Source organism: Chryseobacterium vrystaatense, assembly GCF_000737765.1.
GTDB lineage: Bacteria > Bacteroidota > Bacteroidia > Flavobacteriales > Weeksellaceae > Chryseobacterium > Chryseobacterium vrystaatense.
On the sequence record NZ_JPRI01000004.1, the window covers coordinates 210,160 to 225,504 of the forward strand.

Annotated in this window: 15 protein-coding genes; 5 read left to right on the plus strand and 10 right to left on the minus strand. The window is 37.2% G+C overall.

Going from position 1 to position 15,345, the window contains the following annotated elements; genetic code table 11:
* Positions 1-72 precede the first annotated feature (72 nt).
* From IW16_RS12960 to IW16_RS12970, 3 genes are all read right to left on the minus strand, one after another.
* Positions 73-639: a YciE/YciF ferroxidase family protein gene (locus tag IW16_RS12960; protein WP_034744898.1), complete on the minus strand. Its 567-nt coding sequence runs from the start codon at positions 637-639 to the stop codon at positions 73-75.
* A 146-nt stretch (positions 640-785) separates the two neighbouring features.
* Complete coding sequence (locus IW16_RS12965; protein WP_034744900.1) at positions 786-1,013, minus strand: hypothetical protein; 228 nt, start codon at positions 1,011-1,013, stop codon at positions 786-788.
* Between the two features lie 11 nt (positions 1,014-1,024).
* On the minus strand, positions 1,025-1,252 hold the full coding sequence (locus IW16_RS12970; protein WP_034744902.1) for a hypothetical protein: 228 nt from the start codon (positions 1,250-1,252) through the stop codon (positions 1,025-1,027).
* Between the two features lie 176 nt (positions 1,253-1,428).
* On the opposite strand from IW16_RS12970, the gene xth reads away from it, so the two are divergent.
* Complete coding sequence (gene xth, locus IW16_RS12975) at positions 1,429-2,202, plus strand: exodeoxyribonuclease III (protein WP_034744904.1); 774 nt, start codon at positions 1,429-1,431, stop codon at positions 2,200-2,202.
* A gap of 23 nt (positions 2,203-2,225) precedes the next feature.
* Here the strand turns inward: xth and IW16_RS12980 are convergent, their stop codons facing one another.
* The 3 genes from IW16_RS12980 to IW16_RS12990 all read right to left on the minus strand — a co-directional run bounded on the left by IW16_RS12980 (position 2,226) and on the right by IW16_RS12990 (position 4,176).
* Positions 2,226-2,840 (minus strand): alpha-ketoglutarate-dependent dioxygenase AlkB family protein, encoded by a 615-nt coding sequence (locus IW16_RS12980; protein WP_034744907.1) that lies wholly within the window; start codon positions 2,838-2,840, stop codon positions 2,226-2,228.
* Between the two features lie 21 nt (positions 2,841-2,861).
* Positions 2,862-3,644, minus strand: coding sequence for an XRE family transcriptional regulator (locus tag IW16_RS12985; protein ID WP_034744909.1), 783 nt, complete (start codon positions 3,642-3,644; stop codon positions 2,862-2,864).
* Between the two features lie 133 nt (positions 3,645-3,777).
* Complete coding sequence (locus tag IW16_RS12990) at positions 3,778-4,176, minus strand: VOC family protein (protein WP_316931924.1); 399 nt, start codon at positions 4,174-4,176, stop codon at positions 3,778-3,780.
* Positions 4,177-4,246: 70 nt separating this feature from the next.
* Between IW16_RS12990 and IW16_RS12995 the strand changes: the two genes are divergently transcribed.
* Together IW16_RS12995 and IW16_RS13000 are read left to right on the plus strand one after the other, a co-directional pair.
* A complete protein-coding gene (locus IW16_RS12995; RefSeq protein ID WP_034744912.1) occupies positions 4,247-5,419 on the plus strand; it encodes an MFS transporter in 1,173 nt (390 codons plus the stop codon).
* A gap of 6 nt (positions 5,420-5,425) precedes the next feature.
* Positions 5,426-6,175, plus strand: a complete 750-nt coding sequence (locus tag IW16_RS13000; protein ID WP_034744915.1) for a DeoR/GlpR family DNA-binding transcription regulator — start codon at positions 5,426-5,428, stop codon at positions 6,173-6,175.
* A gap of 117 nt (positions 6,176-6,292) precedes the next feature.
* On the opposite strand, the gene IW16_RS13005 is transcribed toward IW16_RS13000, so the two are convergent.
* The 4 genes from IW16_RS13005 to IW16_RS13020 form a co-directional block, all read right to left on the minus strand.
* The gene (locus IW16_RS13005) at positions 6,293-7,345 is read right to left on the minus strand and encodes a hypothetical protein (protein ID WP_131327891.1); all 1,053 of its coding nucleotides are present in this window, start codon (positions 7,343-7,345) and stop codon (positions 6,293-6,295) included.
* Between the two features lie 315 nt (positions 7,346-7,660).
* Positions 7,661-8,467: a helix-turn-helix domain-containing protein gene (locus IW16_RS13010; RefSeq protein WP_034744919.1), complete on the minus strand. Its 807-nt coding sequence runs from the start codon at positions 8,465-8,467 to the stop codon at positions 7,661-7,663.
* Entirely contained in the window at positions 8,464-9,108 is a 645-nt protein-coding gene (locus IW16_RS13015; RefSeq protein WP_034744920.1) for an NAD-dependent epimerase/dehydratase family protein, read from the minus strand. The genes IW16_RS13010 and IW16_RS13015 overlap by 4 nt, the downstream gene beginning before the upstream one ends.
* On the minus strand, positions 9,105-10,136 hold the full coding sequence (locus IW16_RS13020; protein WP_083536178.1) for an SDR family oxidoreductase: 1,032 nt from the start codon (positions 10,134-10,136) through the stop codon (positions 9,105-9,107). The genes IW16_RS13015 and IW16_RS13020 overlap by 4 nt, the downstream gene beginning before the upstream one ends.
* A gap of 970 nt (positions 10,137-11,106) precedes the next feature.
* On the opposite strand from IW16_RS13020, the gene dinB reads away from it, so the two are divergent.
* Both dinB and IW16_RS13030 read left to right on the plus strand, forming a co-directional pair.
* Positions 11,107-12,255 carry a DNA polymerase IV gene (gene dinB, locus IW16_RS13025; RefSeq protein WP_034744924.1) on the plus strand — a complete coding sequence of 383 codons (1,149 nt, stop codon included), beginning with the start codon at positions 11,107-11,109 and terminating at the stop codon, positions 12,253-12,255.
* A 16-nt stretch (positions 12,256-12,271) separates the two neighbouring features.
* On the plus strand, positions 12,272-15,325 hold the full coding sequence (locus IW16_RS13030) for a DNA polymerase III subunit alpha (RefSeq protein WP_034745324.1): 3,054 nt from the start codon (positions 12,272-12,274) through the stop codon (positions 15,323-15,325).
* The last annotated feature ends 20 nt before the right edge of the window (positions 15,326-15,345 follow it).

Here is a 15,345-nt window from a genome sequence, read left to right on the forward strand (position 1 = left end):
AACAGGCTGAGCGAAATCTTTAATTAATGCAAAAAGAGACCTGTTTCCAGATCTCTTTTGTAGGGTATGATGTTATTTTGCTTTGCTGTTAATAGCCGTATCTGCTATTTTTGTCAGTAATGCATCACATTTTTTTTCTTCGGAAAGGGTAGCGAGCAGGTTATTAAGACATTCCTTTTCTTTGAGAACTTTGGCATAAGCTGCCAACGATCCGTAAGTGGCAATTTCATAATGCTCCACTTTTTGAGCAGCAGCAATAATCCCTGCATCTCTTACAGCTCCCGGTTCAGTTTCTTCCATGATACTCTTTCCTTCATCCAGTAATCCCTGCATGGCATCACATTTTTTAGCCTGTGCCTTTTTTCCTAGTGAAGCAAAACATTCTTCCAGTCTTTTTACGTGAACCTGAGTTTCGTTAAAATGCTTTTCAATGGCAGTCTTCAATTTCTTGTCTGTAGCATTTTTATGCATTTTAGGAAGGGCTTTTACTAAAGCTTTTTCTGCCCAGTAAATGTCTTTCAGTGAATCCTCAAACAAATCCTTCAACTGTTTTGCGGCATCTTTTTTAGCAGGAGTTTTCCCCGTTTTTTTTGTCACAGTTTTCGACGCTGTTTTTTTTGCTGTTTTTTTAGTTTCCATAATAATTATAATTTAGTGATTATTGTATCGTCAGGTGTGTGCAATTATAGGACCACCCTTTATTTACGGGTATTTATGTGGTAGGTAATACCTCATTACTGACAATAAATGACGAAGATTATACTTAAAAGTAAAAATATCCATGATTACTCTTCTTCTTTTCTGAAACTTACCACCTCATATTCATCATTCGAACTGTATTTTTTGCAGCTGTTATCATTAAAGTCTTCAGGCTTTTTCGAAAAGTCTTCAATATACTTTGCACTTTCGCTGGTATCAGCAGGCGTTATAATAATATGGTAGCTTTTCAGTACGGACTCATCCGCGTTCTTTAAAGCTTCTTTTTTATGCTCTAAGGCTTCACTATATTTCATAAGATATTTTTTTAGCTTTCAAAAATAAGTCTGCCGTCGAAAGGCTCACTCCATTTTATAAAAATATGGTCATTAAGTCGGCTTATATTCGCCTGAACAGTTTCAAATTCCCCATTTTCTTTTTTCCTTTCAATGGTTAAATTGGATCCCTGACCGATTTCATCAATGGTAAATTCTAACTGATACTGATTTTCGCTATTCAATACGAAATCTGCTTTTGTGAAATTTTTATGTAACATGGGATAAGATTTTATTTTTAACTTAATGAATAAACTATGCCAATATACACAGGTAATGGATTAGGCAAAAAAAATAAATATTTCATTTAGAAATAACCTTACTGTTATTCAGGAGGATGGAATAATTATTGCCCATCAAAATAAGTATAAAGCCCTTTAATCAAATCACTCCACCTATGAAAATAGCAACATATAATGTGAATGGAATCAATGGCAGATTGCCGGTTTTGCTTCAGTGGCTGAAAGAAGCTCAACCCGATATTGTCTGTTTACAGGAATTGAAAGCTCCACAGGAACGTTTTCCTGTAAAAGAAATCAATGCTGCAGGGTATGAAGCGATATGGAAGGGGCAGAAAAGCTGGAATGGGGTAGCCATACTTGCCAAAGACCTTGAGATCACAGAAGTTCAGACTGCTTTGCCTGGAGATGCGGAAGATATTCAAAGCCGTTATATTGAAGCTATTATTGACCAGATGGTGATCTGCTGTCTCTATCTGCCCAATGGAAATCCCTATCCGGGACCTAAATTTGACTATAAATTAGACTGGATCAAACGTTTTAAAAGACGTACCAACCAGCTTATAAAAATGGAACTTCCCGCCGTATTGATTGGCGATTTTAACATTATCCCGGAAGCTGTAGATGTCTACAAACCTGAACGCTGGGAAAATGACGCCCTGTACAGAACAGAAGTAAGAAAAGCTTACCATGAATTGCTGAATAAAGGATGGCTGGATTCTATCCGTACGCTCTACCCGGATGAAACTGTTTATACTTTCTGGGATTATCTTTATAAAGCCTATGACCGGAATGCGGGCATCAGACTTGATCATATTCTGTTGAGTCCATATTTGCATTCGGGTTTACAGTCCGGTGGTGTCGACAAGCATGTCCGTGGTTGGCCAAAAAGCAGTGATCATGCCCCCGTATGGATCCAGTTGGAAAAATAAAAAATGATATCCTTTACCTCTGACTATTGTATTTCGTGTACCATGCGGAATGTAAGATTGATCCGTGGTTTCATCGCTTTCACAGACTTGGCAATCCGGTGTTCCCAGTGGGTCTGCAGATCTCCTTTCATAATGAGAAGGGAGCCATGCTGAAGTGGCAAGCTGTACTTATTGCGGTGATCATCTGCTTTCCTGAAATCAAAATTTCTTACCTGCCCGAGACTTACGGAAGCTATAACCGGGCGATTTCCCAGTTCGCTTTCTTTATCGCGGTGCCATGCTACAGAATCATTACCGTCACGGTATAAATTAAGCAGTACAGAATTAAACCGATATCCTGATGATACCTCTATCTTTTGTTTTAAAGATAAGAGTTCCGGCAGCCAGGGATTAACAGTAAAATCATTTCCTCCCAGTTTATAAGTTCTGCTTTCATCTCCGTACCAGGCTGTTAACCGTGGGGTAAGAACCATTTTATCATACATTTTCTGCGTTCTCTGTTTCCAGGGGGCAGTGTGGGTCAGAAGCTCCTCAAGTTCGGAAGCTTCATTCTCCGGCAAAAAATGATCAGTATATTCCAGCAGCTCTTCCGGAAACCGGAAAAACTCTTCTGAATCAAATAAACTCAACTGGTCCATTGCAGCATATGTGTTAGGAAATTATGCTTTCCTGCGTCCTGAAACTTTACGGTCTAGATCTTTAATGTCCTGTTTCAGTTCACGGAACATTTCTTTAAAATTATAACTTTCGTAATCACCGGGTTCAAAATCTTCCGGGAAAATTCCTGAAGCATACTGCCAGATTTCCACAATCTCGTTGAATGGGATATCATAAGGCTCATAGAATGAGTTATCAGCGCTTACAGAAACTGTATTTCCTTTTATTTCTTTAAAACGTTTATAGGTAATTCCGTCATTTAAAGTAATGAAAACATAGGTTTTTCCCGGTTTCAGTTCGCTGATGCCTTCTACATATTTTCCTACGATAAATGAACCGTTTCTAAATGGCGGCATAGAGTCTCCGTCTGCCGGAAAAGCTCTATATTTGCCGTTGGTAAGGAATGGCAGAGCAATTCTCTGCAGGCTTTCGATATAACCGACATCGCTGTAGCCTTCAAGGTAACCCATGGAAGCTTTCTGCGGAATGATCTCAATAGTATCATTGCCAAGGTTATCTACCGCTACCGGAAGGACAATTCTGTTGTCCGGAAGCTTCAGCATTTCTTCCATTGGATATTTGCGGATATCTACCGATACCAAAAGGTCGATGCTGACGTGGAAATATTTGGACATCTTTACAAGCAATTCAATAGGCGGTTCAGATACTCCGTTTTCGTACTTGGAATAGCGTACGCGGGAGATCACGAGTTCAGTGGCTACAGATTGCTGGGAGAGGCTTCTTTTTCCTCTCAAAAAACGGATGTTATTTGAAAAAACTGACATTGATACAAAATATATCAACAAATGTACAAATTTTGATTCAAAATACACTAATTTCCAGAATGAATCGTGCATTGGAACCCCTTATTCTATACCGGATTCCTCAATTTCAAACAAAAGTAAACCAAAAACATGATTATTCTGTAATTTCGATCCAGTTTCCTTCAGGATCTTCTATAACACTTTCATAATACCCGTCTCCTGTAACTCTGGTTTCACTGACAATAGAGTATCCATCCTGCCGGAATTTTTCAGTTAAGATATCAACAGCTGCCTTACTTCCTACAGAAAAAGCAATATGTGCATATCCCATCATCAGACCTCTTACTTCTTTATTTTCAATAATGTCCGGGCGCTTCATCAGCTCCAGTCTCGGAGACGAATTTCCTTCAAAACTCAGAAAGTAAGATTCATATTTTTTGACTGGATTTATATATCTGTCATTGCTGAACGTTCCGAAATAGGCCATATAAAATGTTCTCATCAGTTCAAGGTCTTTACACCAAACGGCATAATGTTCAATTTTAATTTTCATTATTATTTTGAATTAATATCTTGCAAACTTATGCAAATTTGCATAAGTTTGCAAGATAAATTTATCAAATATGATCGACAGAAAAATTGTCAAGGCCAAAATAGCTACCCAGTTTGTATTTTTGGTTTGTGGGTTAGGAATAGCAAGCTGGGCACCTATGGTTCCTCTAGCCAGAGACAGATTAGGATTAAATGAAGCCGACCTGGGCCTGCTTTTGCTTCTGCTTGGATTTGGAGCTTTGCTGATGATGCCTTTATCAGGAATTCTGATCAGTAAGCTGGGAACCAGAAAGATCATGCTGGCCGGTGTTTTGTCGGCTGCTGTATTACTTCCGTGTTTATTAATAATTTCCGATACTTATATGATGGGGGCGGCACTGTTTGCATTCGGGTGCAGCATTGGAAGTATAGACGTAGCGATGAATGCTCATGGCGTTCAGGTCCAAAACAGCTATGGAAAGCCCATTATGTCATCATTACATGGATTATTCAGCGTTGGAGGACTGTTTGGATCTCTTGGGCTGGGCTTTCTCATTAAAATGGAGCTTAATCCTGTTCACGCAGCCATTACCATCTCTATTTTACTGGTCTTACTGATGGTTATGCAGTTCAGAAACCTTTTTAATTATACAACAGAAAAAGAAATCATCCTGAAATTCTCTCATATTGATGAAGCCAAAGCTGTTTCCAGTCGCTTTCAGTGGTTCAATTCAAGTGTATTGCTTTTAGGGTTGATGTGTTTTATTGTTTTCCTTTCAGAAGGAGCGATGCTGGACTGGAGTGCTATATTTTTGAGGGATAACAAGAATATTCAGCCTGAGTTTTCAGGAACCGGATATGCTGCTTTCTCTGTAGCCATGGCTGTGATGAGACTGACAGGAGATGCAATCGTAAGTAAGCTCAGCAGCAAAACAGTCGTTATAGCAGGAAGTATCATCGCTTCATTGGGGATATTTATGCTGACAATCAGTCCCTGGATCGGGTTATCGCTTACGGGATTTATTCTTCTGGGCATTGGAGCGGCCAATATAGTTCCTGTTTTCTTCAGCGAGGGAGGGAAAATACCAGGACTGTCTCCGGCCGTTACTATTCCGGTGATTACTACCATGGGATATGCAGGTCAGCTTGCCGGTCCGGCACTGCTTGGTTTTATTGCCCACCATTTTTCTTTGACAATAGCTTTTGAAGCCATAGCTTTGCTGTTTATTGCAGTTGCTTTAATTTATAAATTCAGGAAATCATAAACGATCATGTTAAAAGAAGAGCGTTTCGAAATTATACTTAGCCAGTTAAAAGAAAAGAATAAGGTAAAATTTGAAGATTTGGCCTCACTGCTTCATGTATCCGAAGATACAGTCCGGAGAGATATCGACATTCTTCACCGGAACGGATTATTATCGAAAGCAAGGGGAGGAGCCATATTAAGAGAAAAGGATCCGCTTTCTTTCCATGACAGGCAGTCATTTCTTACCAAAGAGAAAGATATTATTGCCCTGAAAGCACAGCCGTTTCTTAAAAACGGAATGACGGTTTTCATGGATGGAGGCACTACTGTTTGCGCAGTTGTGAGTTATATGCCTCTGGATATACAACTCACAATCATCACCAATAACTATTCACTGCCCCCTATACTCAGTAAATTCAATAATATAGAACTGGTCATGCTTGGTGGAATATATGATCATGAGCTGGCCGTAACCACAGGCGCTGTTACCTGTAATGAAGCGGCTCAGTATATTGCTGATCTTTTCATCATGGGAACCTGTGCTGTAGATGCTCATTTTGGTATTTCAGCCACTTCCATTCCTGACGGAGAAAGCAAAAAAGCAATGGCAGGATCTTCAAAAAAAGTCATTGCGCTGGCCAACCAAAATAAACTCAGACGTACAGAAGTCTTTAAAATAAGTGCTATTGACGCTGTTGACATTCTGATCACAGATTTGGATTCAGCGGATGCAGAGCTTGAACCGTTCAGAAATACAAATATTCAGATTATATAAAAAATATCTGATTGGAGAATCCCCTGAAAATAGCTTTCAGGGGATTTTTTTATAAAAAAAAACAATCATCTAAAACCACTAAAATCATCGTTTTTTGAGATTTTATTCAGAATATTTTTATAAATTCATTTTTGCATCTTCTGTATATCTGCCATCAGGGTACAGGCTCAAGTAGTATTGCGGCCATTTTACCTTATCGTTATCTTTTTGCATCAGCAACTCACATACTTCCCAAATATTATAATCAATAATGTTATCAATAGAATACCCATTGTTGTATGCCATTACATAATATTCTAATGCTGTTTTGTAGTCCTCTTGATAAAAGTAAAATTCTCCAATAACGTTTTCTACTGAACCTCTTTCTGTTTTGTCAACTAGGCTTTCCGCTATTGCTTTTGCTTCGTCCAATTGTTTATTTTCTAAAATTTTGTGAACTTTATTATAGGTAGAAAAAATAACTTTCCAGCATTCCTCTGCAAGATGTTCTACAAAATCTCTAAAATATGTGACACCTTTAATAGTATAGAAAGTATCATCGGGTTGATTCTCCATTTTTTCCCTATAATAACCCCAATCACCCCTTGTGTAATTTTGTTCCTCAGGAATAAATTGCAGGATTTCTTTGGTTACAGGATTGTATGCTGTAAGCTTTCCTCTGTATGCACTAGCAAAAACTATTAACTCTTCATGATTTATCTTATCCTGCAATGGAATATTATTTTTAGTACAAGCTAATTCATAATCTTCTCCCCAATCACCCAAACCTTTCATACATTGATATTCTGTAAAAATAAATTGTTGTAATAAAAAAAAATTATAGTTAAAATAACCGTAATCCGTAGTAATGCCACCTATCTGGCTTAACACCAGCTGGTGTTCATCTATAATATCTAAATCCTGATCTTTAACATCCTCAAAAATACTTAGCCAGCCACAACTTCTGCCTTTGTGTGTCCATGAGAAAAGCGTATGCCGCTGTTGATCTATTTCTAAATTTAATATTCGTGCGGTATTAATCAACGCCGTCATTTTTGGAAATGTTTCCTGAAATTCCTTGTTCAATTTAAAATCAGTATCTAAAATTTTGATTTTCATGGCTTTGGAATGATAGCCATATACCATTCGCAACCTCTTTAAATCAAAGTTTTCTTCAGTATTATTATTCATTTATCTACTCAAATTATTTAATTTACGCTAATTCGTCCTTTAAACATTCATTTTTGCCTTCTTAACATAGTCACATATGGATATAAGCTCTGGTGTTATTGTGTTTATTTTATCGTTTTTTACGATTTTTGCTTCGAATATTTTTGCGATATTCTTATAAACCCAGCGTAGTCTTCTATTTAATACTTAATAAACCAATCAATACGATGGGTCGTTCTGATTTATCCCAATAATCATAAAAAACCTTTATTGAGGATGAAAAAAGCAAAATTCGTTTGTATGATTTTAAATTAACTTTTATAAGTCATACTGCAGTTAAAAGATAGGATTTTTCTTTTCCTCTATCATTTCTCCAGGCGATACTCCAAACTCCTTTTTAAAAGCAAAATAAAAATGTGATAAATCTTCAAATCCTAAATCCAGATAAATATCAGCGGGCTTTTGATTTTTTTCTTCAATAAGAAAGCGTGCTTCCTGCAAACGCCTTTTCACAAGCCAACGATTGGGTGTTTCGTTAAATATGGTTTTGAAGTCTCTCTTAAATGCCGATAAACTACGTCCTGTAAGAAATGCGAGCCGTTCCATATTTACATTGAACTTATAATTTTGCTGCATAAATTTCTCCAGATCCAATCGCCCGGGAATACCGAAATCAAAAAGAATATCTGAGAGTTCAGGATGGAGTTGCAATAAAATGAGCAGTAACTCTTCTCTTTTTAAATCGGAAAATGCAGGACTGATATTGCCTGAATTATTGTAATATGGTTCCAGAGACAATAAAAAGCTGGTAATTAAATCATCTTTTTTCAACTTCACAAATGCATCCTTTGAAATGAATTTTTTAAATACAATAGAATGCTTTTTCTGAAATACTCTTAAAAAAGCTTCATCCAAGAAAATAATCACTTTCTCGAATTCATTATTATCACGTACTTTGTTGTACCGTGCCAAATGATTTTTACGAACAAGGCAACTTTCGCCTGGCTTCAAAACATAATGTTTGTTGCCATCATAACCATTCATCTTTCCTTTTGCCAGAAACACAAAGAAATGCTCGGCTATGAATTGTTCTGCCGAAAGCGCCGGGCCAACAATGCAGGACTTTATTTCGGTTATCTTCATTTTGCCAATTTAAAAATATCATCTGCTTCCAAAATCTGGGTCGGATAACCTTTTGACACTGCATTAATCATCGCTTTTCCAACTTCAGAAAGTTTTAATGTTTTTACCGGAAAAAATGGCGACATCAGCGGACCCAATATTTTATAAATGGTTTTTACATTTTTTTGTCCTTTGGTTCCAGTCATAATCGCAGGACGAAAATTGTATTGACTTTTGAAAGGAAGTTTCATCAATGCATTTTCTGTCCGTCCTTTTACCCTTGCCCACATTACTTTTCCTTTTTCGGTACTGTCGGTGCGGTTTCCCGATACATAAACAAAGGTTATTGCAGGATTAATTTGCGAGAGTTTTGTAGCAAACGGAACTACAAAATCGTAGGTTTTTTTGGTAAAACTTTCTTCATTTTCGCCAACAGAACTTACGCCTGCACAAAAAAAACATCCGTTGTACATTTTCAATAGTTCCGAGTAATTGTCGATTTCTGAAAAATCTTTTACAATCAGTTCTTTCAGCTTTGGATGGGTTTTATCATAGTGTTTTCTGCCGATTATCAGCACTTCTGTAACTGTCAGATTGCCCAAACATTCAAATAAAACACCTTCACCCACCATCCCTGTAGCGCCTGTAATAATTACTTTCATACGTTTACAATTTTTAAATCGATTAGACTATTTGCAGTGGCTAATATAGCTTCTTTATTGCTTCTTGGTTTCCACCCCAAAAGTTTTTTTGCTTTTTCATTGCTCGCGTGTTTTACAGAACCTAAGAGAGGTGTTATCATTTTTAATTTAGGATTAAAAATTGCGAGCAATCTTATTAACCAGTTAGGTATTTCTTTGGTAGGGACTTTAGCTGCTTTTCCGCCCAAATTTTCTCTAAGAATACTTGCCGTATCCAAAAAAGAAAGCGACTGTCCCGCAACTGCAATAAAACGCTGTCCGTTTGCTTCGGGCATTGTCATTGCCTTGAAGTGCAAATCTGCTACATCACGCACATCTACATATCCAAAAATTAATTTGGGGCAAGACCGCATTTCGCCATCCAGCATTTGCTTTATGGTTTGAATAGAGTGGGAAAAATCGTTTGACAAGACAGGACCTAACACACCTGTCGGGTTCACTACAGACAGCTCCATTCCTTTACCTTCACTGTTTATGAAATCCCAGGCTGCTTTTTCTGAAATCGTTTTCGAACGCTGATAAGGCGCTACACTATCGTTCAGTTCTGTCCAGTCGTCTTCAGTATAAGGCGTTTTTTTATTGGTTCCCATACCTACCGCACCAAATGCAGAAGTAAGCACCACTCGTTTTACACCTGCTTTCTTTGCCGCTTTCATAACAAACAAAACCCCGTCTACTGCTGGTTTTACAAAGTCATCGATTGTCTTTGCATCGGTGTTGGGTGTAGGCGATGCAGTATGAATTACATATTGACAGCCTTGTGCAGCATTTGCCCAACTTGCTTCATTACTCAATTCAGCTTCTACAAAAGATAAATCATCTAAGTTTGTGATACCACCTTCTTTGAGCATTTGCTTTACAAGCTCCGCCTTTTTAAGAGAACGAAGTGAGGCTTTCACTTTGTACCCATTATTCAGTAACGCAATCATACAATAAGAAGCGATGAAACCTGAACCACCGGTAACTAAAACCGTTTTTTTGTTTTCCATTTTTTTAAAATTTTGATGCACCAAATTTCATTAATGGCAGGCGTAAATTATTTGTTTAAAAGTCCAAGTTTTTTTATTGAAAAGTCCAAGTTTGTGTGGCTTATATTTTGCCTTGTTGACTGACCCTTGTCGCTAATTTCAAATTTGAACGGTATATCAATGAAACTTATTATATTTGGTAAAGCATTATCTGCAACTAATTTAAAATTTACTTTGATCATTATTATTTTATGAATTGATGAGACTATACAAGATCTTTTAGACTTGTTATATTTTATTAAATTAGATAATCTTGATCTGTTAAATTAGGAAAAAATAATTTTATTATAAAGTATGCGAAAACATTGCGTACTTAGTTTTTAATTTTACTTGAATATATTTAAAAGTAGAGACTATCCCTCAAATTATAATTTTCAAAATTATCAGGTTCAAAATCTTCAGGGAATATCTCTGAGGCATGCTGCCATATTTCTACAATTTCTCCTAAAGGAATATCATAAAGCTTGTAAAATGAATTGTCAGCAGCTACAGTGATTGATTTTTTCTTTTTAGCGTTAAATCTTTTGTAAGAAATACCGTCATTTAAAGTGACGAAGATGTAGCTTTTATTGGGCTTCAGATCCTCTATATTCTCAACATATTTTCCAATAATATATGATCCATTTATAAAAGGAGGTATCGAATCTCCCTGAGCAGGAAGGCCATGTATTTCCCATTGATTAAGGGAAAAGAGTTGAGCTGAAGATTTTTAGAAAATATTTGAGGATTTTAATTAAAATCTCATAAGGCGACTCAGAACGTTCACTTTCGTATTTAACATATCGTTCTCTGCTAATCATTAGAATATTGGGATTGAATTTCTCCTTTCTTACCTCTTAAAAAACGTATGATATCTGGTAAAATTGATATTGATATGAATTATATCAATCTTAATTGTTGGTTTGATATAAAAAGGATCTAATTTTGTAACGTGAACCGAGCAATTGTACATATGGACCTGGATACATTTTTTGTATCCTGTGAGAGGCGTAATAACTCGCAGCTTGACGGTATTCCCTTGATCATAGGAGGGGGTGACCGTGGAGTAGTCGCCTCGTGTTCCTATGAAGCAAGAAAATTTGGTGTTCGCTCAGCGATGCCAATTCGGATGGCACTAAGGCTTTGTCCCGATGCAAAAGTGATTCGTGGCGATCATGAAATGTACTCGAATTTATCACATATGGTTACGGAAATCATTCAGGAAAAAGTTCCTGTGATGGAAAAAGCCAGTATTGATGAGTTTTATCTCGACTTATCCGGGATGGATAAATTTTTTGGATGCTATCAATGGACAAAAGAAATTGCAGAGGCGGTTACTAAAGAGGCCGGGCTTCCGATAAGTTTCGCTCTGTCAACGAATAAAACCGTTTCCAAAATTGGCACCGGAGAAGCAAAACCTGTTGGGAGAATGGAAATCAATGAAATGGAAATTAAGCCATTCTTAAACCCCCTGTCAATCAAAAAAATTCCAATGGTTGGTGACAAGACCTTTCAATTATTATCAAGAATTGGAATCCGTACCATCCATACATTATCAGAAATGCCGGTCCTGGTCCTGCAGCAGATGATTGGTCTTAACGGAAAAGAATTATGGAAAAAAGCTAACGGAATTGATGAAAATCCTGTGGTTCCTTATTCTGAAAGAAAATCCATATCAACTGAAAGAACTTTTACCTCCGATACCATGGATATGATAGAATTGAAAAGATTGATATCGGGAATGGCAGAACAGCTGGCTTATCAGTTGAGACAGGAAAAATGGTTGACTTCAACAGTCGTTATAAAAATACGTTATGCCAATTTTGATACGGAAACCAAGCAGTGTAAAGTATCTTATACATCTGCTGATCATACCTTGTCGAGAGTGGCATTGGACCTTTTTAATAAAGTCTATACAAGGAGAATGAGGCTCCGGCTGGTAGGCTTACGGTTTACAGGATTGGTCCATGGGAATCATCAAATGAATTTGTTTGAAGATACCGAGGAGCAAATGAGTTTGTATCAGACTATGGATTATATCAAGAACCGTTTTGGATCTGATGCCGTAGGACGTGCGTCAGGGTTTGATTTCGGGAAATAATTTTAAATCTTTCAACATGTTTATTAATTGTCATTCTTTTCATAGTCTCCGTTACGGAACTTTATCCATTGAAGAATTGGTAAGGCAGGCACATGAATTGGGCATCAAAGAATTGGTATTGACTGACATCAATACAGTGACCGGAATCTATGATTTTAAAAAAGAATGTGAAGAATTTGGGATAAAACCTATTCCCGGAGTTGAAGTTAGGAAAGAAGGAAAACTTCTGTATGTGGGGATTGCCAGAAAGTTCTCAGGAATTGGTGAAATTAATACAATAATCACTGATCATAATTGTGATGATAAAGAGCTTTTTGAAACTGCACCGGAATTTAAAGAGGTATTTGTTGTGTATCCGATGAGTAATATTCCTGCAGAATTGAAAGTCAATGAGTTTATAGGGGTCAGAATAGAAGAGTTAAACTTTCTGATTCGTCCGGAATACAAAAAGTACATGTCTAAAATGGTCGTTCTTCACCCTATAACTTTCAGTACAGATGAAGAATATGGACTGCATAAAATCCTCCGGGCTATTGACAATAACATATTGCTGTCAAAATTAACAAAAAGAGAGGTTTGTCGTCAATCTGAATATTTCATTTCCGAACAGCATATTACAAAGACATTTGAGAGATATCCTCTAATTATTGAAAACACCAAGAATATTCTTGAACAGTGTAATTTTGAATTTGATTTTAAAAAAGTTAAGAACAAACAATTCTATACAAAATCTAAAGAATCTGATGTAAAGCTTCTCCGCAGGCTGGCGTATTTAGGTTTGAAAAAAAGATATGGACTCAATCATGAAATTGCTCAAACAAGAGTGGAGAAAGAACTGGGAGTCATTGATGAGCTCAACTTCTGTTCTTACTTTCTGATTACCTGGGATATTATCCGTTACAGCAATAAGATGGGATTTATGCATGTAGGGCGGGGAAGCGGAGCGAATTCAATAGTCAGTTACTGTTTAGGAATTACCGACATCTGTCCGCTGGAGCTGGATTTGTATTTTGAACGATTCCTTAATCTTAACCGAAAGACACCACCGGATTTTGACCTTGACTGGAGCTGGCAAAACAGAGATACGATCTTAGAATATATCTTTGAGAGATATGGAAAAGAGCATGTCGCTTTTTGCGGAACCAATGTAGAATTTAAATACAGGTCTATTTTCAGAGAAGTGGGGAAGGTATTCGGTTTACCCAAAGAAGAACTGGATGATTTGTCTAAAAACCCGATAGAGAGCCATGACCGGAATTCAGTGGTACAACAGGTTCAGAAATACGGTAAATTATTGGAAAAGTTTCCCAATCAAAGAAGTATGCACGCATGCGGAATTTTGATTTCAGAAGAGCCTGTTACCCATTATACAGCATTAGAAATGCCACCCAAAGGATTCCCTATTGTTCAGTTTGATATGAATGTGGCAGAAGATATTGGACTTGAAAAGTTTGACATTCTTTCACAAAGAGGTCTTGGGACCATTATTGACACTGTAAATCTGGTTAAAAAAACAAGAGGAATCACCATTGATATCCGGGATACTACCTTGTCAAAAAATGAAGAAAAAGCAAATGAATATTTAGCGGTAGGAAAGACCATCGGATGCTTTTATATAGAATCCCCGGCAATGCGTGGGCTTTTAAGAAGATTGAAATGTGACAATTACAGAACCCTCGTTGCAGCTTCTTCTATTATCAGACCGGGAGTAGCGCAAAGTGGAATGATGCGGGAATACATTTTCAGGCATAATCATCCCGATCAGTTTGAATATTTTCATTCTGTGTTTGAAGAACATTTGAAAGAGACTTATGGTATCATGGTGTATCAGGAAGATGTGATTAAAATTGCCCAGTATTTCGGTGGGCTTTCCTTAGCAGATGGAGATATTCTACGAAGAGCCATGAGTGGGAAAGGCCGCTCTATTCAAAAGCTACAGGAGGTAAAGGCTAATTTTTTTGAATCGTGTAAAGAAAAAGGACATTCTGAGGAGTTGACTGCCGAAGCTTACCGGCAAATTGAATCTTTTGCGGGATATTCGTTCTGTAAAGCTCACTCAGCATCGTATGCCGTGGAAAGCTATCAGAGCCTTTATCTGAAAGTATATTATCCGTTAGAATTCATGGTTTCGGCGATCAATAATCAGGGAGGCTTTTACCGTACTGAAGTGTATATTCATGAAGCAAAAATGTCAGGAGGAAATATTCAGACTCCCTGTGTCAACACAAGTGAATATCAAACCACACTAAGAGGAGCAGATGTTTACTTAGGTTTAATGCTTTTGGAAGGGCTGGAAACGCAAATTGCTCATGGAATTGTTGAGGAGCGTGAAAGAAACGGAGAGTATAAATCATTGGAAAATTTTATAAGACGGATTTCTATTGGTATTGAAACGGTACAAATTTTAATTTTTATTGGAGCGTTCAGATTTACCGGTAAACCCAAAAATGAATTGCTGGTTGAAGCGCGGCTGTTATTAGTGAATTTTAAACCTGAGAATAGGGGGCTTATGTTAATTGAAGAACCTGTTCAGGAATTTAAATTACCGCAATTAAAAAGAGAAAATTTTGAAGATGCTTTTGATGAAATTGAGTTAATTGGTTTTCCTGTTTCCTGCAGTCCGTTTGATTTACTGCAGACAAGATACAGAGGTTCAGTTTTGGTGAAAGATTTACTGCAATATCACAAAAGACAGGTAAAGATGCTGGCCTATCTTATTGCGAGAAAACATGTCCCAACAAAGAAAGGAACCATGTATTTCGGAACCTGGATTGATGTGAATGGTGATTACTTTGATACAGCACATTTTCCCGATAGCTTGAAGCAATATGATTTTCAGGGAGGAGGTTGTTATTTACTTTTAGGAACGGTGGAAGTTGATTTTCATTTTCCAACCGTCACCATTCATAAAATGGCTAAAATGCCCATGATTCCTGATCCCCGTTATGCTTATGATAAAGAGAAGCAATATGATATTCACCGGCAAATTAAAGAAGATGTGAGTATGACCTCCAGAAAACCTTATCCGCAGGCCCATGAAATAGGATTGCCAAGGCAGAAATTCCAGTAAAAAAGACTGTCGCAACGGAC